Genomic DNA, 23,658 nt, shown 5'->3' on the forward strand with positions numbered 1-23,658 from the left:
GCAGCCAGAGCTGCCGCCCGAACCAAGAATACCTATTTGTCCAGTCAGTATCACCGCCTCGCTGCCAGACGGGGTGCCAACCGAGCCGCCGTAGCAGTTGCCCATAGCATCTTAACCATAGTCTACCATATTTTAAAACGTAAGCAGCCATATATTGAGCTTGGTCCATCTTATTATGAAGAACGCAAACGCGATACTGTTATCAAACAGTCCATCAAGAAACTCGAATCGCTTGGAGTCAAGGTCATTGTTGAATCAGTAGCCTAATTTCTCTTGGTTAACATATTATCCTTCTGCTATCCGGAACCGTGTTTTTAAAAAAGGTTAGCCCGGGTTAGTTTGTTATTGCCTTTTTCATGGCCATGTTGCTTTAATTTTCAGGATAGATTGAAAGAGCCTGGAGGACTTCCTTGCAGGCTATTTCTGTTTTTGGAGTTGCACCGGCGTGTTTGAATACCCGTTTTACCTGCTGCTATTTATTTATTAGGGCGGTTTTGCCAAGTACTGCAAAACCACTCCTTGCATTATGAAACATTTAGTTAACTGACTACGTCTTAATTCTGAATATCTTTTATTTGGAAGTTGGTCCATTTTAGGAAGGGTGGTTTGGAACGTTTATTTTTTGTTTTTTGCCTAAGCACAGAAAAGAAATATTTAAACTGCATTTTTTGGCCCTGATCACCGGTTCTCTGTTATAATAGTCATGTTGCTATAGAAATACAATGTTACAGGGGTGACTTATGGAAGATATTTTAAAAGCCTTGATACTTGGTACCATCCAGGGTTTAACTGAATTTTTGCCCGTAAGCAGTACCGGGCATTTGTTGTTGGGAAGAAAACTTTTAGGTTTGTCCGAAGCCGGGTTATTCCTTGATACCATGCTCCACCTGGGAACACTGCTGGCGGTGGTGGCGGTTTTTTGGCAGGATACTGTGAATATGATGAAACGACCTTTTAGCAGGCTTAGTCTGTTGATTATTGCGGGAACCATTCCTACTGCCGTCATCGGGCTTACCTTTGAAGACTTCTTTGAAAACATTTCTAAGACCGGTGTCACGGTGGGATGGGAGTTTTTGGCCACGGGGCTTATCCTCTGGGCAGCCGATAATATGAAGAAAAAAGGCAGAAAAAATATAGAGCAAATTTCCTTCAAAGATGCCTTTATCGTGGGCGCTTTGCAAGGGGCTGCCATCCTGCCCGCTATTTCCAGATCCGGCTTAACCATTGCCGGCGCTTTATTCCAGGGCATCAATAAACAAACCGCCGCCCGGTTTTCTTTCCTGCTATCATTGCCGGCCATTCTGGGAGCGGTGGTGCTGCAAAGCGCCAAACTGGTCGGCGGACAGGCGGAGTCTATCGGGGCTGTTCCCCTGCTGGTAGGAACAGTGGCGGCCGCCGTCGCCGGTTATGTGGCCGTAAAATGGATGCTGGCAATTCTCCAGCGGGGCTCCCTCAAGATCTTCTCCGTTTATGTATGGATCTTAGGAATCGGCGTCCTTGCTGCACAAATGCTTGGAAAGTTTTAATTAAGCGACCCCGGTATTTATACCGGGGTCACGGCTTTGTTTGCTAAAATGAGTTGTTAAAGTATTGGCTATTCCTTTCTGTTTCTCTCCAGCACTCTTTGCCACTCGTGCTTCTCCAGGAAACTTCCTTCAACATTGGACTCCATCTCTAAAAACATTTTATAGGGAACCGTAAAGGACAGGATATCTTTATCAACGCACTTTCTGGCGGAGATATCAAACATTCCCAGGACGGCCCGGGGCTTCTCCAATTCATCTTCCCGGTAGGGAATAATGCCAATGGTATGGCAGCCCGCACCAAAGGGAGCAATTACATTCAGGTTGGTTTCACGGTCATAGTTCGCCAGTACCACCAGTGCGGACAACTGGTCGGGGTTCACAAGGAAAGTGACTACTTTCGGGGTTTCGTTCTCTGCAAACTTTTCCAGGGGCTTAAAAACCACATACTCTGTGGGAACATCCACCATGGGCAGGCAGGCAATAAATTTCCTCGCTATTTCGGGGCTTTTCAGATAACCTTCGCCGTGTTCAAGGGCGGGCATGTTCCGAACAATGTTTTGACCAATATCGCTGCTGCAGAACTCCTTATTACCGGTGGATAAGAAATACTCAATACCGCCCGGAAAATTAACATACAGGTTGCCAAAACCCAGCCCGGTGCCTCCTCCGATACACCCGTAGGTTTTCCGGTCAAAGACAACGGTTTTCCCTTTGGCAGCCGCACTCATCATGGCTGCCACGCAACCCCACCGGCCTTCTTTAAATTGCAGCGCTTCTTCCGGCCTTTCATTGGTTAGTTGTACGCCAACAGGGTGATACTTCATTTCAATGGCCTTTGCAATTTTACTTTCCATGGTAACCCTCCCTTTCACTCTATTAGGACCTATTGTTTTGTCAAAATATTTCTACAACAAACAAATTATCCCTGCCTCCTTCTCTTTCACCACCCTTTTTTGTGACCCCTGGATGTGGAAATTATTTCACCGGATATCTGCTTTGACAGTGAGAAAAATACAAACTGCAGAAAAATACGAGAGGTGAGAAGATATGGTCATGCAGATGCGTTCACTGTTAAAACATATCATGGACGACCGGGGATTATCCCTTCAACAGGTGGCGAAGGATATTGATTATGACGTCAACGCTGTAGAAGAACTGTACTACGATGAGATGGAATGCTACCCCAGGGAATTGGTGGCCAAGTTATGCACGTACCTTGGCGTGACGGTTGCTGATTTGTTTGGGCTGGAAGGCGAGTAAAGGCTGGCGGTTGTCCCGCCAGCCTTTACAAATTTTGCATGTTTTATAGCCTTTCATTTTATGCCTCGGCCTTCTTGGCCTGTTTGCTCATGGTAATCCCCAGACCCTGGCACAGGTAGTAGATGGCGAAGCCGTACCACAATGTGTAGAGTAAATAGAATACCAGCATAAAGGTCATAACACCTTTGTTGTTCTTCACATACTCGATCTCGACACCGTAATAATTATAGGAAGGTTCGATAACCTTTTTCTGCAGTCCCTGGATAGCTGCAGATTCCTTGAAATTCTCCTGCTTGTCCAGCGCTTTGGTGATTTGTTTGGTAGAATTGTACCAGTTATAAATAGCTTCCCTGGCTTCCAGGCCGTATCTCTCTTTTACAATGTCCCCCCGGTTGTTGAACAGGTCCATGCTGTCTCTGGAAATAACGGCCATAATCTTCCCCAGGTCTCCTTTTACTGTGAGAGCCTCTTTATCCACTTTCACCTGAACACCATCAATCTTTTCATACTGGGAAGCCCAGTTGGCTGCCTCTTCCCCGCTCTTTGCCTTTATGACCACATCAATCACGGTCCCCTGCCACTTTTCGGTTTTTTTGACTTCCCCCTCAACAATGGCCATGGCGGAACCCTTGGAGATGGAGTTAAACATATCATCGGCAAATTCAAGGCCGTTTCTGCCATTACCAAAGGATGGGCTCATCATATAAAAATAAATACCGAGAAAAGAAATCATCATAATAATTCCCAAGTAAAAGGCTTTACGATCTCTTATCATTAATGACTCACTCCTTTTGAAGCCGTAGGAGAGGCTGTTTCAGCACGCAAGGTAGGAATTCCCCTGATGAATGCGATGATAATCCAACCTGCAAAGATGAATACCAATCCAAAAAAGATCCATGTGCCGATGGTAGCCAGCAGGGTCGAAATGCTGGAACTCATGGAGATATAACCCATTTGTACCATCTTCTCAGGCAGTGCAAACAGTCTGTTTACAAAACCCGCCAAAATGGCCACGGCGTAAAAACCGCGGATGTAGATGCCGGGAACCACTTTGGTGGTGGCTGCACCGATTTGAATGCCCAACAGGGAGCCCACCAACATGCCCATGGCCAGGGTGTAGAAGATGTAACCGTAAATGGCATACTGGGCAATAGAGCTGTATCCGGCAGTAAAGATAATCTGCAGAATATCAGTCCCTACGGTAGTAAAGGAAGAGACACCCAGACCGTAAACAAACATCGGGAAGGTCAGGAAGCCGCCTCCTACCCCCATGATAGCGGCGGCAAAACCTACAATCATACCACAAAAGGCCACAAACCAGCCGGAAATTTTACGGCCACCGGGAGTAACGTCCTCGTCAAATTTAATCATAGGAGCAAGATTTACACTTTGCAATTTTTGTGCCAGGGGAGTCAAACCGACAGGTCCCCCGTGAGCATCTCCACTTTTGGCGCTCCCTCTGGTTTTAATAAAGTCATACATGGAGTAAAAGCCAAGAAAGCCCAGCATAAAAACGTAGACTGCGCTGATCACGAAATCACTCAACACAGGATTGGCATTAAACAAGGCTCTGTTCAGGCTGCCGCCGGCGGTTACGCCAACGCCGGAACCTACCAAAAAGGCGATGGCCAGGGGAACATTCACGTTACCAAGTTTTTTGTGTATTACCGTTCCCATAATGGCTTTAGCAAATATGTGAAACTGGTCAGTTCCTACTGCCAGGATCCCTTTCACACCAAGGCTCATCAGTGCAGGGGTAATAATAAAACCACCGCCGGCACCAATGCATCCGGTTATCAAACCTGCGCATATACCAACAAACATTGAACCGTAAAACATGGTGGGTGAATAGTGGGATGGCCCAAAGGCATTTTTGCCGCCGATAAAACCTGGTAAATCTGCAGCATGTCCGATAGCCGGTATAATTAAAGGAAGCATCATAATGGCCAAAATGAATAAATGTTTTCTATTACGAATAATGTTGTTGGACATCTCCAGTTCCCATTTTGCGTGCGCCCTGGATGCGCTCATCAGGGCTTCATAAATTCCCCTCATTCGGGTAACCCCCTTCTCTAACTGTTTTTTAATAAGGTGCTTCAGGTCAAATAAAATGATTCTACCCTATTTTTGATCTAAAAGTAAAAGGCGCTTGTCATTTATATCTCTCATATACACAACTGTAAGTATTCCCCGCTTTTCACCTCCTGCGCAGACTTGTTTTTATCCTCCTGAAGCTCTTTTGCTTTATTTTGATTTTGGGATTGCACCTGGACCACTTCAAAATACCCTGTATCCTGCCGGTTCTTCACACCATCTTGCATCTTTCTGGCGATTAAATAGGTTGTGACCAAAAGCGTAAATAAAAACGCTTTTTATCTTTTCAAAGGTACTGTATCAAAGACACTCTTTTATTACAAACATTTTTTCAATACAATGGTCTATGAAATAATTGTCTTGTGCGGTTGTATTTGTGAAAACCCATAAAAGCATAGGAAATATAGTTCTTCGACAATGTTTTTTGTCACTCAGCTTTGCCACCGCCTGGCCTCTCAAATCCCTTAATTTTTTCACAATTGAACCTTTTGGTTCATTTTTATGGCAAAGTATTGACAACATTTCATTTATCGCTTTGGTGTTACCTTTGATTACAATGAAAAATAAAACGGTATGAATGGCCTCTACCGGAACCAGGCTGCACTCTAAAAAAGTAGCCCCTGCCCGGCAACCGGGTAGGGGCCTGCACTGGATTTTTTGTAATATTCCTTGCCATTCCTCTGACTGAACCATTCATAGGAACCGGTGAACAAGCAGCTAGCCTTGTACTTTCTCTATGATATCCCGTGCCACGGCCACCCCGCAGGCGCCTGCCTGGGCCAGCCCCCGGGTAATCCCCGCCCCGTCGCCACCGGCATATAAACCTGCTATTTCGGTTTCGAACTTATTCGTTAGCTTCGGTCGGGCCGAGTAAAATTTGGCCTCTACCCCGTAGAGCAGGGTGTGTTCCGAGGCAATACCCGGCGTGACTTTATCCAGGGCTTCAATCATCTCCATGATACTTTTCATGGTGTTGTAGGGAAGCACCAGACTCAGATCTCCCGGTTCGGCCTCTTTCAGGGTGGGTTCAACAAAGCCCACCCGAATGCGCTTGTGGGTAGACCGGCATCCCTTCTTAAGATCGCCGTATCGCTGGACCAGTACACTGCCGTTGGACAAATCGTTGGCCAACCGGGAGATGGATTTGGCATATTCAATGGGCTTATTAAAGGGATAAGAGAACTTGTGCGACACCAGCAGGGCAAAATTGGTATTGTTGCTACCAAGATTTTTGTCCTTGTAGGCGTGGCCGTTGGCCAGCATGACACCGCTGTGATTTTCAATAACCACATACCCGGACGGGTTGCTGCAGAAGGTCCTTACCGTAGTGCCAACGGATGTCCGGAAAATGAATTTGCCTTCGTACAAATGCTCGTTGATCTCTTCCATAATGGCATTGAGGGTCTCAACCCGCACTCCGACATCCACCTGGTTGGAATCCATCTCCAACCCGCGCTTTTTCAGCACGCCGGAGAGCCATTCGGAGCCGTCCCGGCCGGGAACAACGACAACCTTTTTGGCAAAATATTCTTCTCCCGTCTTTGTAACAATACCGTTAATAAAGTGTCTGCCACCCTCTGTGGTGGTAAGCAGGTCTTCCACCTCTGTTTCAAACAACATATCAACGCGATTTTTTAAGAACTCGTAGATGCTTTTGAGAATTTCAAGGTTTTGTTCGGTTCCCAGATGCCGCACCTGTGCCCGCAATAACTTCAGGCCTGCACCCAGACCGCGCCTTTCAATGTCTTTAACGGCCGGTGTGGAGGGGTCGGTGGCTGCCGAAACAGCACCGTGCTTGATATTAATACCGTCAACATATTTGATTAACTCCAGCACCTCGGAAGGAGGCAGGTAATCGGTGAGCCATCCCCCGAATTCCGTGGTTATATTAAACTTTCCGTCTGAATAAGCCCCTGCCCCGCCAAAGCCGTTGGTGATGGAGCAGGCAGGCAGGCAGCCGGCATATTCCTTCTTTTGTGTGGGGGGCGGGCATTTGACAATGGTCTTTTGCAAAATGGGACAAACGCGCTTGTAAATATTTCTTCCCTTTTCTATTAATAAAACTTTTATGTGAGGCGCTTTGTCTGCCAGTTCGTAGCAGGTGAATATACCTGCCGGCCCGGCGCCCACCACAATAACATCATAATGTTTCATGCCTTGCACCTCCTGGCAATTATGCAAACAGATTTATTATGAACCATACAGACATTTTTTTCAATGGAAAATAGTTGGGTTTGGGTCAGAATGTCTTTTCCCTTTAAAAAATATTGTTGTAGTGACAACATTTGTGCTACAATATAGAAAATTAATATTTTGTTCTCGGGTTGAAACGATGGGTCGTTGTCAACGGACTTTTGACTATCAGGGGGGGTAGTCAGCTTTAAGGCTGACTACCCCCTTTCGCTTTATCGCTTTTTTCCTCCTCCGCCAAGTTGAAAATAATTGAACTTCACTGGTTAAATTCGAGTTGCCAGCTGGAATTTTATTAGTGAGATAAAAGCATGGGTGGGCTAAATACGAAGTTTCCCTTGGTATTTAATTGACTGGCGTATGTTAGACATTTGTGTGTCTTGGGGCGCTGGTTTATTTTATCTGGTTGAAAACGGGGGTGGTTTCATACAGTTGTTATTTTCCCTGCATGTTCGCACCTTTTTATAAACCTCTGATAATATTAAAGGAGGGATGTCCTCTGGGTGTATCAAAAGTACTCAAGACCCCGGAAAAACGCAGGAAAAAAAATCATGCTGCGAATTTACGGCTTATTGTAAAAATGCTTAAAAAACATAGCCCGCAGGGTGGCGTTACCCTCCAACAAATGGCAGAAGCCTGTGGTGTCAGTGAGCGAAACATTTATCGTTATCTCCAGGAATTAAAGCAATTGGGTATAGAGATCGAACGCCATAAACCTTCCCAGCCCGGTAAACCGGGGTGTTGCTATTATAAAATCAAGATGCAGCAGGAAAATGAATTTGCGTCTGAAATATTGCAGCTGGTATTTTTATCCCAAGCCTTGCAGGACTGCTATAAACTCCAAAAGAACATTTTATCGGTGAAACAGTTTGTCCTGTGCTGCCTGGCCAACCGCTACGGCCTTAATCTGCCTGTAACATGCTTGAAGAACATCTATATGGGGCAAGCCGCAGATTAAAGCAAACCCGTCAGAACCCGGCCCATAAGGGAGAAATTGCCAGCCAGGAAAAGTAAATATCATCAGTTGGATAAAAAAACCGGAAACTATACTGAAGCGGGAAGAAGCAAAAGAAGTCTCTTAAATAGATTATATCCGGCAAGAGCACCCTGGAGGCAGGGTGCTCTTGCATTTCTTCATAAATGCTCCTACAATAAGTTTATTCATTAAAGTTGAGGTAGTGGGTATGAAGACAGATCAACACACTGAAATCATAAAAGGAATTGCCTTTGCCACCGGCGCCTATATAATGTGGGGGATTTTGCCGATCTACTGGAAGCTTGTGCAGAGCGTGCCGTCCCCGGAGGTGCTGGCGCACCGAATTGTTTGGTCTTTTCTATTGATGATTGTCATTTTGCTTGTCACAGGTAAATTGAGGACTTTTGGCGGCGAACTCTGTGAAATTATGGCCACACCCAAAAAGTCTTTTGGCGTTCTCATGGCTTCCTCCTTGATTACCATCAACTGGTTTATTTATATCTGGGCCGTTAACAGCAATCGCGTCATCGAAACCAGTCTGGGGTATTATATTAATCCTTTGGTAAGTATCTTGTTAGGCATCCTTGTATTAAAGGAAAAGTTGTCCTTTTGGCAGATGATTTCCTTTTTACTTGCCATGCTCGGTGTGTTAAACATGACCCTCCACTTTGGCGCTGTCCCTTGGGCTGCCCTGGCATTGGCAGTAAGCTTTGGTTTATACGGTTTGTTTAAGAAAATGGTGGGGCTGGGAGCCATCACAAGCATTACAATCGAGACCCTGATCATTTCTCCCTTTGCCCTATTGTATTTAATCTATCTTGAGAAATCCGGCAACAGCGCCTTTGGCTCCGGCTCCCCTGGCATTGCAGTACTTTTAATAGGAGCCGGTATTGTTACGGCCGTGCCGCTAATTTTATTTTCTGAGGGCGCCAACCGCTTGCCGTTGACGATTATCGGGTTCTTACAATATATCGCCCCGACCATGGCGCTGCTGCTGGGGGTTTTCCTGTACCATGAACCCTTTACAAAGGTTCATCTGGTCTCCTTCGCTTTTATCTGGGCGGCTTTATTGATTTTTTCGCTGGCCAAAACCAGGTCTTTTGCCCAACTGGAATCCCTGTTACTAAAAAAAGCAGCTCTGAAGAAAAGAGAACCCGCCTAGGTTTCTCTTATTTGATACAGTCACAAAAAAACCGCCCGGTGGCGGCTTCGAAGCAATTTGTTTATTCTTGTATCATCAAACATTTACTCCGGCTGGTTTCTGTCGACAGCCATGATCAAAAACGGCATGCCAAGAATATAAAGACACATTACTAATCCTGCGTCCATGTCATCACCTCCTTGCCGACAGGCCTAAGGTTTCCGGGACTTTCGTTGTATTCTACTTCGCGAATTAAACGACTTTCCCTTCCGGTTTAAGCTTGGGAACAAAAATAACTAACCAGCAAATTGTATTTTAAACGGAGGGCAAAAGCCCGGGAAGATATCTAAATTGATATCGTTCCGGGCTTACTTTCTTATTGGTGCCCGACATGGTAAAAGGAGCGGCTTGGCGATAAAAGTCACAGGGAAAGAGTGACATATGTTACAGTCCGCTACCCCAAGATTATTTATAATACGAATTAATCAATACAAAATATACAGAATATAAGGAGGTCTACCATGAAACGCAAAGTTATTCAAATAGATCAGGACAAATGCATCGGCTGCGGTCTTTGTGCCAATGCCTGCATGCAGGGAGCCATTCAGGTCATTAACGGCAAAGCAACACTGGTATCTGAGTCCTACTGTGACGGTCTAGGCATGTGCCTGCCCCAGTGCCCCATGGATGCAATCCAATTGGTCGAAAAGGAAGCAGCCGCCTTTAATACGGCAAGATCCAACATCAAACTTAAATCTGCTGTTTCAACCGGACCGGCCTGCGGCTGCCCGTCGGCACAAACCAGAGTGATTGAGCAAAAGGACGAAGGACAAGCGCCCCTAGGCAGCCAGCCTTCTAATCTGCGCCAGTGGCCCATTCAACTGCACTTGCTGAATCCTGCTGCCCCTTACTTCCAGAATGCCAATTTGCTGCTCTGTGCCGATTGTGTCATGGCGGCCTATGGAGATTTTCAGGAGAAATTGCTGAAAAACCGTACCATTGCCATCGCCTGCCCCAAGCTGGATAACATTCAAGGATATGTAGAGAAACTGGCACAAATTTTATCGCTGAATAATATAAAAACCATTGTGGTGGCTCGCATGGAAGTGCCCTGCTGCGGCGGCATCACCGGTATCTTAAAGCAAGCCCTGCAGATGTCCGGCAAAGAGATCCCCGTTCGGGAAGTCATTATTTCCGTAGACGGTAAAGTAAAATAGGATCCTGAATAAGAAGAGGCTGTCTCAAACATTTGAGGCGGCCTCCCTTTTTGTAATCACCGGGTTGATTATTTAAGCGTAAAATTTTTCCTAATGGGAGTATCCTTCCGGCCGGAACGTTAATATCATACTGTAAAGTAAAATAGGTGCAATCATGCCCGGCAGAAACCCAGCCCATTGCCCGCTAACGGCAGCAGCACGCCAAAGAACCTAATATTTGACGTTTGTGAATCTGTTATAGAAAGGATTAAAAGGACCGGACGGCCTGTGCCCGGTCCTTTCCGTTTATATAGCTGACATACGCCAAACTGCCCTGGCTTCCCACAATTTCACATAATTTCTTGATAATTGTACCGCATTCTTACTGTAGATTATAAGCGTGGTCAATTAAAAAGTTTAGGGGGTATGTATCGTGAATAATTGGAAGACAAAAGTTTTATCAACCGCCTTAGCCCTGTCCGTCCTAGTACCTGCCGCTTCCTATGCTGCTGATGAGACTACGGCATTAAAGGTCTTTTCCCAAAAGGGCTTTTCCCATCATCAGCGCATAAATTCAGAAAACCGTCAGAGTTTAGACACCAAAATGTTGGATTTAATTAGCAAGTACACGCCGGACAGCCTGCAGGACTGGAAAAACGCCTTGGCCGAACGAGAACAATTAATGGCTAAATTAAAAGATAAAGCACCCAACCACAAGCAAAAAACTCAACTGTCCGATGAGGTAAAAGCAAAAGTTAATGTTATCCGTCGGGATTTAAAGGACGGCAAAATCACTAAAGAGCAGGCTCAGGAACAGTTGAAAGCCCTGGGTTTACAAAATTTTAAGGATAAAAAGAAGGCTGCTTTTGAAAACAGCCTGATGGGTCAGTTCATGCAAGCTGTTAAAGACAACGATGAAGCTAAAATCAAAGAACTGTTGCCACAACTTTTACAACAGTTAAAAGATAAAAACCAAGAATTGTCTGCCAGAGTTTCCGAAGCAAAATAAGTATTGATGATAAACCAGACTCCCTTTTTGCAGGGAGTCTGGTTCAACTTAGTGTAAGCTTAGTTTTCTTTGGTATAATAAAACAGAACAAACTGAGAGGGGTGAAGTTATGTTTCGTATTTTTCTTGTGGAGGATGAGAAAAACCTCAATGAAATCTTAACCTCCTACTTGGAAAAGGAAGGCTGGGAAATTCGCCCCTTTACTGAGGGAAAATCTGCCCTGGAGGCAATAAAAGAGCAGCCTCACCTGTGGATACTGGACATTATGCTCCCGGATATAGACGGTTATCAACTGCTGCGCCGGATTAAAGAAGAAACCCCCGGTGTTCCGGTGATCTTTATTTCCGCCCGAGATGCTGATATTGATCGTATTATTGGTTTGGAAATGGGCAGTGATGATTATCTGGCCAAACCATTTTTGCCTCGAGAACTGGTAATTCGTGTGCAGCGTGTACTGGAACGGGTATATCCAAATGCCAAATCTAAAAATTTAATGATTGATCTGAGTCCCTATGTACTGGATGAAGCTAAGCGAGAAATTCGCAAGGGTCAGGAAATAATCAATCTGACCTCAAAGGAATATGATCTGGCCTTATTATTTGCTAAACACAAAGGACAGGCCCTGTCCCGGGATCAAATTATTAATCAGGTATGGGGCGAGGATTATGTAGGCACTGACCGCTCCGTAGATGACTTGGTTCGTCGGTTAAGAAAAAAAGTACCGGATCTTCGCATTGAAACTATTTATGGCTTTGGTTACAGGATGATCTCCCAATGAAGAATCTATCACTGACCGTAAAAATCTGGCTGGCCATGTCCCTGGTTAGTCTTTTATTATATATGGTTGTATTTCTTCTGATGCCGACCTTCTTACATAATTTCTTTACGGACACATTAATGGAACCACATGGTCCTCCACCTCCCAAAAACATTGCCAAGGAACCCTTTAACTCATCATTAAACTTCAGGGACTTATATATACGCAACTTTATTATATTGGAGGATGGTACTACTCTTCCTGCCAGCGCTCAGCAGGTATTTCCGGCATCCCTGATACAAGAAATACGGAAAAATGCGGTATCCCAGCAATCCGCCAGGCAAATGTATGAGAGCCAAAGTAACGGAATTCACATTCGTTATTCCATTCGTAAGGAACTTGCCTACGGCCACCCCCTTTATCAGGTGACCTTCTTACGAAAGTCAGAGGAAGACCGCTTTGTCAGGACTTTTTTATTTAATATACTGCCTTATACATCCATAGCCTTAATTATCAGCTGGTTTGCTTCTCTTTTATTTGTACGTTACTTAACCCGTCCCCTGGTGCAAATGCAGCAGCATGTTAAGCGCATTGCCAGCCGGAATTGGCATGAACCCCTGATTGTCAAACGAGGTGACGAAATAGGCAAATTAGCCGGTTCCATTGAAAGCATGAGGCAGCAGCTGGTTCTTCAGGATGAAGCACAGCAGTCCATGCTCCAGAATATCTCCCATGAATTAAAGACCCCGGTTATGGTTATTCGCAGTTATGCCCAGGCTATGCAGGATGGGGTGTACCCGAAGGGGGACCTGGCCGGGAGCATTCAGGTTATTAAAGAGGAAGGTGAACGTCTGGAAAAACTGGTTAAACAACTGCTGTATTTAACCCGGTTAGATTACCTGGCCACCAGAAGCCCGGTTTACAACGATGTGCCGTTAAACAAGCTAATAGAGAATATTGCTCAGCGTTTAACCCCTCAACGTCCTGAGATAAACTGGCGGTTGGAATTACAGCAGGTTTCCCTTGAAGGAGATGAAGATACCCTGAGGGTTATGATTGAAAACCTGCTGGATAACCACCTGCGTTATGCCCTCTCAAAAATTGAGGTGGCTCTTGCTATAGACCGTGAAAAAAAGAAAATCACCGTCACAATCTGGAATGACGGCTCAAAAATCGAATCCCTTGTACTAGACCAAATCCAACAACCTTTCCAAAAAGGTCGCAATGGTAAATTTGGCCTGGGATTAGCCATCGTACAGCGTATTGTAAAGCTTTATCACGGTCAATTTACGATCAACAATGAAAGAAACGGTGTAGCTTCCACTGTTCATATTCCTTTAAAGTAAAAAAAGCCTTCTACCGGATTGCTTTTACCGGCAGAAGGCTTTTTCTGTACCACTAAATATTTATCTCAGGGTTAGGCTTCAAAGCAGCCTTCGTGAGGCCTCTTCTTTTTCTCCACTTTGTTTTGTAATCGTCAAAGATGGTATATACCACCGGAATGACAAACAAAGTAAATATAGTTGATGTCAGGAGACCGCCAATCAGTACCCAGGCCATGCCACTGCGGTTTTCTGCACCTTCTGTTATGGACAGCGCTGTAGGCAGCATACCTGCTACCATGGTAATGGTTGTCATTAAAATGGGCTTTAACCTTGTACTGGCCGCTTCTATCAGGGCCTCTTTAAGGGTTCTGCCCCGCTCCATTAATGTATGGGTGTAATCAATTAACAGCGTGCCGTTTTTGGCCACCAAACCATCCAGCATGATAATCCCGATCAGGGTAAATACGTTGATATTATTTTTCGTTAGGGCCAGAGCCGTTAAGGCCCCCACAATACCCAGAGGCAGAGAGAGCATTCTGATAAAAGGTGTGCTGAAGGACTCGTATAGCATAACCAATACCATGTATACCAGAATTACCGAAAGGACTAAAGCAGAGGCCAATTCTGAGAAACTTTCTCTCATACTCTGGTCCTGACCGCTGAATTTAATAGAATAGCCGGTAGGCAACTGTAATTTGGCCAGTTCCTTTCTTATATCGCCCATAACATCACCCAGGGGACGATCTTTTACACCGGCAGTTACGGTAATCACCCTCTGTTTGTCCTCCCGCCGTATACTTTTCGGCCCGCTGCCATACTCCAGGGTTGCTACCTGCCCCAGTGCGACAGATGTACCATTGCCGGTCACCAGCAGGTTTTCCAGGTTACTGATGTCCTGGGTGTCGGAGTCCGCCATCTTGACAGTAATATCCACTTCTTTATCTCCATCTCGGAATACCCCGGCGCTTTCGCCGTTAATGGCCGCCCGGGCGGTATTAGCCACATCCTGTACAGAAACCCCGTAGTAGGCAGCCCTACTGTGGTCCACCTTAATCTGAACTTCCGGCTGTCCCAGGCTCCAGTCAGTCCTGGCGTCGGTGGCGCCCTTCACCTTTGCTACGATATCCCTCACCTGGTTGGCTAATTCGTTAGTTTTTTCCGGGTCATTACCTGCTACCAGAATGCGGACGGCTGAACCACCTCCGCCACCCCTTGAATCGGACTCTGATACAAAGACCCTGGCGTCCTTCATGGTCAAACCATACTTGCGTATTTCATCTGCTATCTCAGAAGTGGCTTTTTGCCGTTGATCCTTGGGGCGTAATTGTACCTCAATCCGCCCGGTATTGGCTCCATTGGCGGAATCCCTGCCGCCGCCACCGCCAACCATTGTGTTAAAATACTGAACATCCGGCACTTGACCGATATATTGTTCTAATCGATGAAGGGTCTCATTGGTTTTCTCCAGGGGAGTACCCACAGGCAGTTCCACCGACACCGTCAGCCCGCCCTCATCTGTTTTGGGCATAAATTCAGTCCCCACTAATTTCAATGGAATAAGGGAAAGACTAAGGAAAAATGCCAGGGCGGAAAATGTCAACACCTTTTTTCTATGGTTAAGGGACCAGTGCAACATAACCAGGTACTTATCTTTAACCTTCTGCCCCAGAGGAATGGTGTATTGCCAGAGTATGTTAAAGATGGATCTCCTGGTTGGCTTTGCTGCCCCTTCCTCCTCACCTTCTTTATACAAGCGGGAGGCCAGCATGGGGGTTAGAGTAAAGGAAATAAACAAAGAAAACAGAGTTGCAAAGACGATAGTTAAACCAAACTGGCGGAAAAATTGCCCTATCATACCGTTCATAAAGGCCAGGGGAGCAAATACCACCACGTCTGACAAAGTAATGGCAACGGCCGCCATACCAATTTCACGACGTCCCTCAATGGCTGCCTGCCAGGGCGTTTTGCCCATTCTCATATGGCGGTGTATATTTTCCAAAACCACAATGGAGTCATCCACCAGGATACCGATACAGAGGGCCAATCCCATGAGGGACATCATGTTAAAGGTGAAACCGCAGAAATACATCATCATAACCGTAGCCATTAAAGAGGTGGGAATGGCCAACAGGACGATAAAGGAAGCCCGCCATTGTCTTAAGAAGATAAATAAAACCAAACTGGTGGTTATGATCCCTTCAAGGATATTGCTCCGGGTACCGTTAACGGATCTTTGCACAAAGTCAGAGTTATCCCGTGAAATTTTTAAGTGCAAACCCGCCGGCAGCTGCTGTTGGATGGATGCCAACTCTTGTTTTACGGCATTACCCACTGCCACCATACTGGCATCACTTTGTTTGTAAACCTGGATACCAACCGCGTTTTGACCGTTTACTCTGCTGTGAACCCGCACCTCTTGATAGCCGTCGGTAACGGCAGCAATGGCCTTAAGGGGAACTGAATAGCCGCCGGCAGTGGGTATTTGAATTTCTTCAATCTCTTGGACACTGCGGAATTCCCCCAGCACCCGTACATTGTACTCCGCTTCCGGCCGATCCATTCGTCCACTGGGATCGTTCAGGTTTTCCGCCCTTAACCGGTTGACTACCTGGTTAATGGAAAGGCCATAGCCTTCCAGCTTACTCCTGTCTATCTCGATCCTGATTTCCCGCTGCTGCCCGCCAAAAATGCTGACCTCCGACACCCCGGCAACCCTTTGCAGGCGCTCTTTGATGACATCATTGGCCAGATCATAAAGCTCTGTCCGGGAATCATCGCCACTTAAAGCCAACATCATGACCGGTGAAGCATTCATGTCCCGTTTGATCACAACCGGGTCATCCGCTCCGTCCGGCAAACGCCGCCGCAGAGCGTCCATCTTTTTCTGCACATCTATAGCCGCCTGGTCAGCATCGGCAGACAATTCAAACTCCAGGTTAATATTGGCCGATCCTGCAGACGAGGTTGAGGTAATGGTCTTCAGCTGACTCAGGGAGGAAACAGCATCCTCTATCGGCTTAACAATCTGGGTTTCAATCTCTTCCGCCCCCGCCCCCGGGTAGGATACCGAAATGGAAACAAAGGGCGTATTAATGGCGGGATAAAGTTCCACTCCAATATGCCGGTAGGTATATAAACCCAGTATCACAAAGACAAGGATCACCATTGTCATCATCTTGGGCCGCTTAACAGATAGTTCTGTTATGTGCATCGCTATTGCTCCTCCCCTTTACCCCGAGGATTCTTCTGCGATCCCCCCTGGTTTGACTGGGGATTTACCTTCATACCGTCTTTCAAGTTGTCCAGGTTGTCAATAATTACTTGTTCGCCCTTACTGAGACCAGAAATGACAGCTATATTTTGACCATCGGCAGCTCCTGTTTGCACCTGTCTTTCTTTAACCACTCCGTGATCAAGGACAAAGACCTTACTCTTGCCATCCTGGCTTACAACTGCCTGCCGGGGAATTAAAAGAGATTTTTCTAATTCACGCTCCCAAAGCACTTCGGCAAACATGCCGGGTTTTAGTTTATGGTCCTTGTTGTCTAACTCTATTTTTATCGGATAGGCCTTAAGCTTGGGGTCCGCTGCCAGAGCAATATTGGTAACAACCCCTGTAAAGGGATTTTGTGATACGGCACTTACTTTGACAGCCACCTTTTGCCCTTCAGCAAACTTATTGACCTGCTGTTCATTGACGTTAACCAACACCACCACTTTGTCCAGGTTACTGATTGAAAAAATGGGGCCGGAGGAACCGGCCAGTTCTCCAACATTAATATTTCTGGCTGTTACAACACCGCTGATAGGAGATTTAATAATTGTGTCGTTATAGCGGGCCTGGCTTTGTGCTAGGGCAGCTTGAGCGGACTTAAGTGCCGCTGCTGCCTTTCTGTAGGCGCCCTCATAATTCTCCTCGAAATCCCACTGGGATATTGCTTCCGATTGCTTTAGTTCTTTGCCACGCTGATATTTACTTAAACTTAAATCATATGTAACCTTTGCGGTTTCCAGGTTTGCCTCGGCAGCAGCCACTGCTGCCTTCAGGTCCTCTGCCTCCAGGGTCATGAGAGTTTGTCCGGCACTTACACGACTGCCCACATCAACTAACAAACTGGCAACCTTAGCGGAGGTCTTGGCCACAACATCTGCAGAGTTTAATGCCTCCAGAGTTCCTGATAGAGTCATTTTTTCTCTTAAGTTTCCCTCCACAACCTGGGCCACCTTGACAGCCCCGGCTCCTCTGCCGCCCCTAACACCTTGGGCTTTGTCTTGTTCCTGTGGATTTTTCGAGCAACCGGCCATAGCAATTGATAAAATAACCATCAATGCGGTCACTAAGATAATGTGTTTTTTCATTTGAAAGCCCTCTCCCTAAACATAAATAATGTTTATGGATTAATTTTAAAATAAAAAATATATTTCATGGTAAAAAAGATTATGTAAAATTGTGAAAGGCTTTGGACTCCATCATATATTTGATGAAAGCAAGGATCAATGAAAAAACACCCCGCCAATTGTGGGGTGCCTTTACACTATTTTTCGTCTGCGCCTTCAAAGGTGTTTATCACTTCGCTGGCCTGTTTTTTGAGAATTTGATTTGCTATTTCGATGAGTTCGATAATTTCCGGGTGTTTGATACTGTAGATGACCCGCAGACCTTCCTTTCTACTCTGGAGGATACCCTGCTTTTTCATCACCGACAGGTGCTGAGAGGTATTGGCCTGCTCCACATTAAGCTGTGCAAAGATATCACACACACAATGCTCTCCATCACTTAGTAAATCCAAAATACGGATGCGGGTGGGATGGGAAAGGGCTTTAAATAAATCAGCTTTTAGTTGGGCAATTTTTTCTTGCATCACTTCACCGCCTATTTGATTCTAATATTATTATATAACATTTGCTGCTTTAATACCAGTCGGCAGTTCGATGGAAAGAAAAATCCGGGTCATAAAAAAGACACCGGTTGTTACGCCAAAACAACCGGTACATAAGCGTTACTGTAATAAAGACCAGTGGCTTTCCGGTTTTGGGGAAAACTTTTGCTTTGCCATGAAGTACAGGCTTAAATTGTTCCTTCTTAGAACACTAGGCGTTCCAATTTAGATTATTGAACTAAAAGACGCATATGTTATAATATTCTTAACTTTTTATGCAAGTCTGGTTAGGAGCGTGCGCAGATGAAGAAAATCAATGTCCATTCCAAAACCAACCTCACCGGCGGAACCAAAATCCGGCTGGCTGAATACCGCAGCCTTTTTCCGGCGGAGAAGGCCGACGAGGCGCTGTTATTGTCCACCAAGGATGGTTATAAAATTATTCCCCTGCGACGGGATATAAAAAAACTGTATATTGAAGTTACTACCCTGTGCAATTTTGACTGCACCACCTGTATCCGCAACTCTTGGCAGGATGACATGGGGAAAATGGAGTGGACTACCTTTGAACGACTGCTGGCCCAGATGAAGGAACTGCCTGAACTGGAGACAGTGCATTTCGGCGGCTTTGGCGAACCCATGAGCCACCCCCGCATTTTTGATATGCTCCGGGCGGTGAAGGATCTTGGTCTGCGGGTGGAGATGATTACCAACGGTTCCTTTTTAACCGCAGAAAATATTGACCGCTTGATTAACTTGCCGCTGGATACAGTCTTTGTCTCGCTGGACGGGCCCGATGAAGAGGCGTATCATCAAATCCGCCAGGCAGACTTTGTGCCGGTGTTGGACAACATTAAAGCCCTGAACGCCGCCAAAAAGGCTGCTAAGAGCAAACTGCCGGAGCTGGGCATTGAGTTTGTGGCCATGAAGAAAAACTTCCACAAACTGCCCAAGCTGATCCGCCTATCATTGGAATTAGAGGCGCGCCAGGTGATCGTTACCAACATATTACCTTATAATGAAGAAATGAAAGATGAAATTCTCTACGACTTGGATGATACCCGGTTAGACCACGGCAAGGACACCATCTTGGTAAATGTGCTGGCCAAGATGCCCTATATGAAAATCCGCACCGATCGCCAGTGCAAATTTGTGGAAGACAATGCCGCCACCGTTACCTACCGGGGCGAGGTGGCCCCCTGTTATGCCCTGATGCACGCCTACCATTGTTACATTTATGGCCGCAAAAAGGAAATTTATCCCTTTTACCTGGGCAATGTAAACGAAAGCACCCTAGGCGAGATTTGGACAGACCCGGCCTACGTCAATTTCCGCAGCAAGCTGAAAGATTTTAAATTCCCCTCCTGCACCGACTGCAAATATGTAGACGGCTGCTCCTATACCGATACCAACGAATCGGATTGCTGGGGCAACAACCCCTCCTGCGCCGAGTGTCTGTGGTCGAGGCGGCTGATTGCTTGCCCTTAACAGATCGTCAGCAGCAAAAAAGGAACACCTTTCTGTGAAAAGGGTTCCTTTTTTTGCCGTTATAGCAGGATGTTAAACAAATAGCCAATAATAATGATACCAATGCCGGTAACCACCACAAAAGCGGCAATTAAGCGAAGTTTAATCACCCTGCGCAGAATAATCTATTTTTCTTCTTCAATCATCTTTTTAATATCGGCTTTGTTCGGCAGCCGACCAGACACTTTGACCTTACCATTAATCACGAGGCCAGGCGTAAGCATCACGCCATACTGCACGATCTGTGCAATGTCCTCCACCTTCTCTACATTGGCGGATACATTCATTTCTGCCAACACTTCACGCACCAGCTTATCCAGTTCTTTGCACTTCTGACAGCCGGTTCCCAACACTTTAATTTCCAATGATTTCAGCCCCCTTTAAATTATACACCTTAACATTAATTGATAATATAAATATTTAGTAATATAATAACATTTTGTTCTTATATTTGGCAATCATTATTCTTTCCTTTTTCTAAATTATAACCATCTGGTTAGGATGCAAGAGAAAGAACCGGTGATAATTGGTGGTGTTGAACATGCAAGCACGAAATTAACTTTATTTAAAATTATTATCTCAGGTTATCATGAAGACAATTAATATAAAAATTATTCATAGAAAATATAAAGGACAATCATTTAAAAATAGATAATCTTACCAAGAAATCGGGCAGGAGTCCGGCTTAATATCGACTTCTTTCCTCCCTGTCCAAGAAGTGAGGTGATTTATTGAAAGAGGATCGTTTTACGGTTTATTGATAGCGTTACAAAGGAGGTTAGAAGCAGCTACTAAATAACTATTTAAATCTGCTAAAAAAGCAATAAAACAGGAGGTGAAAAAACCTGTTTCTTGCGGTTTCACAGTTGTAATTAATCATAAAGACTGCTAGAGTAATGATGTAAATATTTCCATGTCGCAAAGACACGCTGTGAAAGTCGGGCATGGAATACTATCAATCCAGGTGAAGGTAACACCTTCTCCGGGCAGTACGTTTGCTTTAGGCAGCGGCGGGGAACCCTGCGGGGTGATCCACCCGGAACATAAGCGAGAGCTTATGGCCTAGCAGTTGAATCCTGTGATGCTGCCTCTCGTTAGTCGGCGGGAGAGAAAGCTAAATAAATCTGGATTACCCTGTATAAATCAGATATGTTTAGTTTTCAGAAACCAGGAGATCCCTATGCAAAAACACGCGTTAATCATTCTAAGCGGGCTAACCTTGGGGGCGTTGGCCGTTTTTCTTGTCCTAATGGGCAATCCGGGGAATTACGGCGTTTGTATTGCCTGTATGTTGCGGGATATCACCGGCGCCCTGGGACTACACCGGGCACCGGTTGTCCAATACCTGCGACCGGAAATAATCGGCCTTAGTCTTGGCGCCACCCTTACGGCCCTGGCAACCAGAGAATTTCGGACCACCGGCGGCTCCAGCCCCCTGATTAGATTTTCGCTGGGTTTTGTAGGAATGATTGGTATGCTGGTGTTTCTTGGTTGTCCCGTACGTACCGTTTTACGCCTGGCAGGTGGCGATTTGAATGCCGGTGTCGGCTTGGTTGGCCTGATTATCGGTATAGTTACAGGCACCATGTTCCTAAAGAAAGGTTTTTCTCTGGGCCGGGCCACGAAAATATCGCCGGCCAACGGTATTATTTTTCCTCTTTTCATACTTGGTTTGTTGGCAGCAGCCCTAATAACTCCTTCCTTCATTTTTGCCAGTAAAACCGGCCCCGGTTCTCTGCATGCACCCCTGTTCCTGTCCCTGGGGGCAGGCGCAGTCATCGGGGTATTGGCACAGCGTTCCAGACTGTGCATGGCCGGCGGCATCCGGGATGCCATCTTCTTTAAAGACTATCACTTATTGTATGGCTTTCTGGCTGTTTTCATCGCTGCCCTGGCTGGCAACTTGCTGGTTGGCACCTTTAAACTTGGCTTTGTCGGCCAGCCACTGGCACATACGGACGGCCTGTGGAATTTTCTTGGAATGTTACTGGCGGGTCTGACAGCGGTTCTTTTGGGGGGATGCCCCTTGCGGCAATTGGTGGCTGCCTCCGAAGGCAACACTGATGCAGCTGTTACGGTGCTTGGTTTAATTGCCGGTGCAGCCTTTGCCCACAACTTTGGTCTGGCAGCAGGTCCGAAGGGCGTTCCTCCGGCAGGCCAGGTTGCAGTTATCCTCGGTCTTTTATTTACCCTAGGCATGGGGATTGCTGTCTGTAAGTTTAAGGTTGGGGGTGAAGTGAAAAATGAAAAGAGTCGTGGATGCCAGGGGACTGTCGTGTCCTGAACCGGTGCTCCTGACCAGGCAGGCTCTGCAGGAACAGGGTATTAAGGAGATTACGGTACTGGTGGATAACAAAGTGGCTGTGGAAAATGTGACCCGGACAGCAGAAAGCCTGGGCTGCCAGGTTCTGGTGACTGAACAGAACAGCGACTTCATCCTGACACTGAGAATGAACTAATTAAAAGCCCGGTTGCCCGGGCTTTAAGTTTTAATAAGGAATCAGTCCGCAGTCCTCCAGGAGTTGCCGCCCTCTATGGCTTAACATCAAATCCAGGAAATCCTTTGCCACAGCCGGGTTTTCAGCGTTTTTCGGGATCGCGATGGCAAATTCTATGGGCGCGCCGGAAATAGTTATCATCTCCCCGGAATTTTTACCCTGCAAACTCACGGTGGCCTGGCTGTAATAGTCCTCATAGGTGGGGTTGGACAGGTTGATTTTTTCCGGCAGGGTCAGGTATCTCAGGCCAAACTGATTGGCCACGCAGAGATATACAAAGGCATAGTTCAGCTTACCCACCAGCACATCAGAGGCCAGGTCGTAGGATTTGGGATAAATCAAATCCCCCCGGCACCTTTGGTCCAACTGTCCAAAGAGACCGGGCCGACCGTAATACTGCTCGGCCAGTTGCCACACCATCAGGGTACGGTAACCGCAGGGGTCCAGGTTTTCATTGGAACGGCCAAAGGTAACCTCATCCTTCAGTAAAATATCAAACCAATTCTGAGCCGTAATTTCCCCGCTACCCCTGGAAAACTCATGATAGGCCAGCACGATTTGGTCGTTGGCGAATATGAAGTATCTGTCCACATACTCTGGCCCCAGCAGTTCCTCAAAGAGCATGGGGTCGGCCAAGGCCAGAATATCCACCACCTTACCCTCCCGCACCTGTCTGGCACAGGCCCGTGAGCCGTGGGATTCCAGCTGAATGTCCAGCTCCGGCCGGGCTTCCTGCAACAGTTTGGCACACTCCACCACCGGTTTGCGCAGGGCGCCGGCGTGTAAGATTTTTAATGTCAGTTGGTTACTCACTCCCCTTCACCTCCCGCTGGTACTGCTCTAAAAATGCTTGCATCCTAGCCACCTTGTCGGTAATTAACTGCACACAATAGTCCAACGCCCGGTAACCTTCCGGGCTTAGTTGGTAAGCCCGGCGGGCCGGACCGGTGTGCTCGGTTTCCCACTGGGAAATGACCAGACCGTCTTCTTCCATGCGGCGCAGGTTGCGGTATATGGTGGCTGGATCTGCTTCAATTTCCGAGAAGCCCGATCCGTTAACCTTTTGGATTAATTCGTAGCCGTGAGCGGGCTTATGGGCCAGAAAGTAAAGCAGGGCCGGTACCAGCATTTTATCGATACGACCGGCAATATAGGCAAAGGCTGGGTTTTGCACTTCTTCCTTCACAGGTCTCACCTCGAATTCCTTCTACGAGAACTTCTTCCTCCGTCACATAAAACCTGCTACCCCAAAGAAAGGAAATCCCTCCCGCCAGTATAC

At 46.4% G+C, this 23,658-nt stretch carries 22 protein-coding genes and 1 pseudogene; 12 read left to right on the forward strand and 11 right to left on the reverse strand.

The features are described from left to right. Positions 1-267: pseudogene (locus BUB67_RS16710) on the forward strand (IS110 family transposase); the annotation flags it as partial. Positions 268-740: 473 nt separating this feature from the next. Then, positions 741-1,526 carry an undecaprenyl-diphosphate phosphatase gene (locus tag BUB67_RS05420; RefSeq protein ID WP_073236960.1) on the forward strand — a complete coding sequence of 262 codons (786 nt, stop codon included), beginning with the start codon at positions 741-743 and terminating at the stop codon, positions 1,524-1,526. A 68-nt stretch (positions 1,527-1,594) separates the two neighbouring features. On the opposite strand, the gene BUB67_RS05425 is transcribed toward BUB67_RS05420, so the two are convergent. Then, positions 1,595-2,380, reverse strand: coding sequence for a DUF169 domain-containing protein (locus BUB67_RS05425; protein ID WP_073236963.1), 786 nt, complete (start codon positions 2,378-2,380; stop codon positions 1,595-1,597). A gap of 199 nt (positions 2,381-2,579) precedes the next feature. Between BUB67_RS05425 and BUB67_RS05430 the strand changes: the two genes are divergently transcribed. Next, on the forward strand, positions 2,580-2,786 hold the full coding sequence (locus BUB67_RS05430; RefSeq protein ID WP_073237356.1) for a helix-turn-helix domain-containing protein: 207 nt from the start codon (positions 2,580-2,582) through the stop codon (positions 2,784-2,786). Between the two features lie 58 nt (positions 2,787-2,844). Here BUB67_RS05430 and BUB67_RS05435 read toward each other — a convergent pair whose 3' ends face one another. From BUB67_RS05435 to BUB67_RS05450, 4 genes are all read right to left on the reverse strand, one after another. Next, complete coding sequence (locus tag BUB67_RS05435; protein WP_073236966.1) at positions 2,845-3,561, reverse strand: hypothetical protein; 717 nt, start codon at positions 3,559-3,561, stop codon at positions 2,845-2,847. Continuing rightward, positions 3,561-4,841, reverse strand: a complete 1,281-nt coding sequence (locus BUB67_RS05440) for a sulfite exporter TauE/SafE family protein (protein WP_073236969.1) — start codon at positions 4,839-4,841, stop codon at positions 3,561-3,563. The genes BUB67_RS05435 and BUB67_RS05440 overlap by 1 nt, the downstream gene beginning before the upstream one ends. Before the next feature lie 339 nt (positions 4,842-5,180). Continuing rightward, the gene (locus BUB67_RS05445; protein ID WP_073236972.1) at positions 5,181-5,573 is read right to left on the reverse strand and encodes a hypothetical protein; all 393 of its coding nucleotides are present in this window, start codon (positions 5,571-5,573) and stop codon (positions 5,181-5,183) included. A gap of 24 nt (positions 5,574-5,597) precedes the next feature. After that, positions 5,598-7,034, reverse strand: a complete 1,437-nt coding sequence (locus tag BUB67_RS05450; RefSeq protein WP_073236976.1) for an NAD(P)/FAD-dependent oxidoreductase — start codon at positions 7,032-7,034, stop codon at positions 5,598-5,600. A 484-nt stretch (positions 7,035-7,518) separates the two neighbouring features. On the opposite strand from BUB67_RS05450, the gene BUB67_RS05455 reads away from it, so the two are divergent. The 6 genes from BUB67_RS05455 to BUB67_RS05480 all read left to right on the forward strand — a co-directional run bounded on the left by BUB67_RS05455 (position 7,519) and on the right by BUB67_RS05480 (position 13,495). Further along, positions 7,519-8,028, forward strand: coding sequence for a helix-turn-helix domain-containing protein (locus BUB67_RS05455; RefSeq protein WP_073236979.1), 510 nt, complete (start codon positions 7,519-7,521; stop codon positions 8,026-8,028). 226 nt (positions 8,029-8,254) lie between these two features. Continuing rightward, on the forward strand, positions 8,255-9,208 hold the full coding sequence (gene rarD / locus BUB67_RS05460; RefSeq protein WP_084127653.1) for an EamA family transporter RarD: 954 nt from the start codon (positions 8,255-8,257) through the stop codon (positions 9,206-9,208). Positions 9,209-9,708: 500 nt separating this feature from the next. Next, positions 9,709-10,404, forward strand: a complete 696-nt coding sequence (locus BUB67_RS05465) for an ATP-binding protein (protein ID WP_073236982.1) — start codon at positions 9,709-9,711, stop codon at positions 10,402-10,404. 412 nt (positions 10,405-10,816) lie between these two features. Beyond that, positions 10,817-11,392, forward strand: a complete 576-nt coding sequence (locus tag BUB67_RS05470; RefSeq protein WP_238456968.1) for a hypothetical protein — start codon at positions 10,817-10,819, stop codon at positions 11,390-11,392. A 109-nt stretch (positions 11,393-11,501) separates the two neighbouring features. After that, complete coding sequence (locus tag BUB67_RS05475; protein WP_073236988.1) at positions 11,502-12,170, forward strand: response regulator transcription factor; 669 nt, start codon at positions 11,502-11,504, stop codon at positions 12,168-12,170. Next, positions 12,167-13,495 carry a sensor histidine kinase gene (locus tag BUB67_RS05480; RefSeq protein WP_073236990.1) on the forward strand — a complete coding sequence of 443 codons (1,329 nt, stop codon included), beginning with the start codon at positions 12,167-12,169 and terminating at the stop codon, positions 13,493-13,495. The genes BUB67_RS05475 and BUB67_RS05480 overlap by 4 nt, the downstream gene beginning before the upstream one ends. Positions 13,496-13,547: 52 nt before the next feature. Here BUB67_RS05480 and BUB67_RS05485 read toward each other — a convergent pair whose 3' ends face one another. The 3 genes from BUB67_RS05485 to BUB67_RS05495 form a co-directional block, all read right to left on the reverse strand. After that, on the reverse strand, positions 13,548-16,685 hold the full coding sequence (locus BUB67_RS05485; RefSeq protein WP_073236993.1) for an efflux RND transporter permease subunit: 3,138 nt from the start codon (positions 16,683-16,685) through the stop codon (positions 13,548-13,550). Positions 16,686-16,687: 2 nt separating this feature from the next. After that, positions 16,688-17,833, reverse strand: a complete 1,146-nt coding sequence (locus BUB67_RS05490; protein ID WP_073236996.1) for an efflux RND transporter periplasmic adaptor subunit — start codon at positions 17,831-17,833, stop codon at positions 16,688-16,690. 176 nt (positions 17,834-18,009) lie between these two features. Continuing rightward, on the reverse strand, positions 18,010-18,336 hold the full coding sequence (locus tag BUB67_RS05495) for an ArsR/SmtB family transcription factor (protein ID WP_073237001.1): 327 nt from the start codon (positions 18,334-18,336) through the stop codon (positions 18,010-18,012). Between the two features lie 321 nt (positions 18,337-18,657). Between BUB67_RS05495 and BUB67_RS05500 the strand changes: the two genes are divergently transcribed. Further along, positions 18,658-19,842, forward strand: coding sequence for a tungsten cofactor oxidoreductase radical SAM maturase (locus tag BUB67_RS05500; protein WP_073237004.1), 1,185 nt, complete (start codon positions 18,658-18,660; stop codon positions 19,840-19,842). Between the two features lie 164 nt (positions 19,843-20,006). On the opposite strand, the gene BUB67_RS05505 is transcribed toward BUB67_RS05500, so the two are convergent. After that, positions 20,007-20,246, reverse strand: coding sequence for a thioredoxin family protein (locus BUB67_RS05505; protein ID WP_073237007.1), 240 nt, complete (start codon positions 20,244-20,246; stop codon positions 20,007-20,009). Between the two features lie 815 nt (positions 20,247-21,061). Here BUB67_RS05505 and yedE point away from each other — a divergent pair. Beyond that, positions 21,062-22,165: a YedE family putative selenium transporter gene (yedE, locus tag BUB67_RS05510; RefSeq protein WP_073237009.1), complete on the forward strand. Its 1,104-nt coding sequence runs from the start codon at positions 21,062-21,064 to the stop codon at positions 22,163-22,165. Then, positions 22,125-22,340 carry a sulfurtransferase TusA family protein gene (locus BUB67_RS05515; RefSeq protein ID WP_073237011.1) on the forward strand — a complete coding sequence of 72 codons (216 nt, stop codon included), beginning with the start codon at positions 22,125-22,127 and terminating at the stop codon, positions 22,338-22,340. Before yedE ends, BUB67_RS05515 begins: the two co-directional genes overlap by 41 nt. 30 nt (positions 22,341-22,370) lie before the next feature. On the opposite strand, the gene BUB67_RS05520 is transcribed toward BUB67_RS05515, so the two are convergent. Continuing rightward, positions 22,371-23,192 carry an extracellular solute-binding protein gene (locus tag BUB67_RS05520; RefSeq protein ID WP_073237013.1) on the reverse strand — a complete coding sequence of 274 codons (822 nt, stop codon included), beginning with the start codon at positions 23,190-23,192 and terminating at the stop codon, positions 22,371-22,373. Then, positions 23,185-23,574 carry a PadR family transcriptional regulator gene (locus BUB67_RS05525; protein WP_238456969.1) on the reverse strand — a complete coding sequence of 130 codons (390 nt, stop codon included), beginning with the start codon at positions 23,572-23,574 and terminating at the stop codon, positions 23,185-23,187. Before BUB67_RS05525 ends, BUB67_RS05520 begins: the two co-directional genes overlap by 8 nt. Positions 23,575-23,658: the final 84 nt, after the last annotated feature.

The sequence above is a fragment of the Desulforamulus putei DSM 12395 genome, from assembly GCF_900129195.1.
Classification (GTDB): Bacteria; Bacillota; Desulfotomaculia; order Desulfotomaculales; family Desulfotomaculaceae; genus Desulfotomaculum; species Desulfotomaculum putei.

Bases quoted from the DNA above. Each gene is read 5' to 3' on its own strand.
- BUB67_RS05435 (WP_073236966.1), bottom strand. From the start codon at position 3,561: ATGATAAGAGATCGTAAAGCCTTTTACTTGGGAATTATTATGATGATT.
- BUB67_RS05500 (WP_073237004.1), top strand. From the start codon at position 18,658: ATGAAGAAAATCAATGTCCATTCCAAAACCAACCTCACCGGCGGAACC.
- BUB67_RS05515 (WP_073237011.1), top strand. From the start codon at position 22,125: ATGAAAAGAGTCGTGGATGCCAGGGGACTGTCGTGTCCTGAACCGGTG.
- BUB67_RS05450 (WP_073236976.1), bottom strand. From the start codon at position 7,034: ATGAAACATTATGATGTTATTGTGGTGGGCGCCGGGCCGGCAGGTATA.
- BUB67_RS05430 (WP_073237356.1), top strand. From the start codon at position 2,580: ATGCAGATGCGTTCACTGTTAAAACATATCATGGACGACCGGGGATTA.
- BUB67_RS05495 (WP_073237001.1), bottom strand. From the start codon at position 18,336: ATGCAAGAAAAAATTGCCCAACTAAAAGCTGATTTATTTAAAGCCCTT.
- BUB67_RS05475 (WP_073236988.1), top strand. From the start codon at position 11,502: ATGTTTCGTATTTTTCTTGTGGAGGATGAGAAAAACCTCAATGAAATC.
- BUB67_RS05420 (WP_073236960.1), top strand. From the start codon at position 741: ATGGAAGATATTTTAAAAGCCTTGATACTTGGTACCATCCAGGGTTTA.
- BUB67_RS05465 (WP_073236982.1), top strand. From the start codon at position 9,709: ATGAAACGCAAAGTTATTCAAATAGATCAGGACAAATGCATCGGCTGC.
- BUB67_RS05480 (WP_073236990.1), top strand. From the start codon at position 12,167: ATGAAGAATCTATCACTGACCGTAAAAATCTGGCTGGCCATGTCCCTG.
- yedE (WP_073237009.1), top strand. From the start codon at position 21,062: ATGCAAAAACACGCGTTAATCATTCTAAGCGGGCTAACCTTGGGGGCG.
- BUB67_RS05440 (WP_073236969.1), bottom strand. From the start codon at position 4,841: ATGAGGGGAATTTATGAAGCCCTGATGAGCGCATCCAGGGCGCACGCA.
- BUB67_RS05455 (WP_073236979.1), top strand. From the start codon at position 7,519: ATGTTCGCACCTTTTTATAAACCTCTGATAATATTAAAGGAGGGATGT.
- BUB67_RS05490 (WP_073236996.1), bottom strand. From the start codon at position 17,833: ATGAAAAAACACATTATCTTAGTGACCGCATTGATGGTTATTTTATCA.
- BUB67_RS05425 (WP_073236963.1), bottom strand. From the start codon at position 2,380: ATGGAAAGTAAAATTGCAAAGGCCATTGAAATGAAGTATCACCCTGTT.
- BUB67_RS05445 (WP_073236972.1), bottom strand. From the start codon at position 5,573: ATGGTTCAGTCAGAGGAATGGCAAGGAATATTACAAAAAATCCAGTGC.
- BUB67_RS05485 (WP_073236993.1), bottom strand. From the start codon at position 16,685: ATGCACATAACAGAACTATCTGTTAAGCGGCCCAAGATGATGACAATG.
- rarD (WP_084127653.1), top strand. From the start codon at position 8,255: ATGAAGACAGATCAACACACTGAAATCATAAAAGGAATTGCCTTTGCC.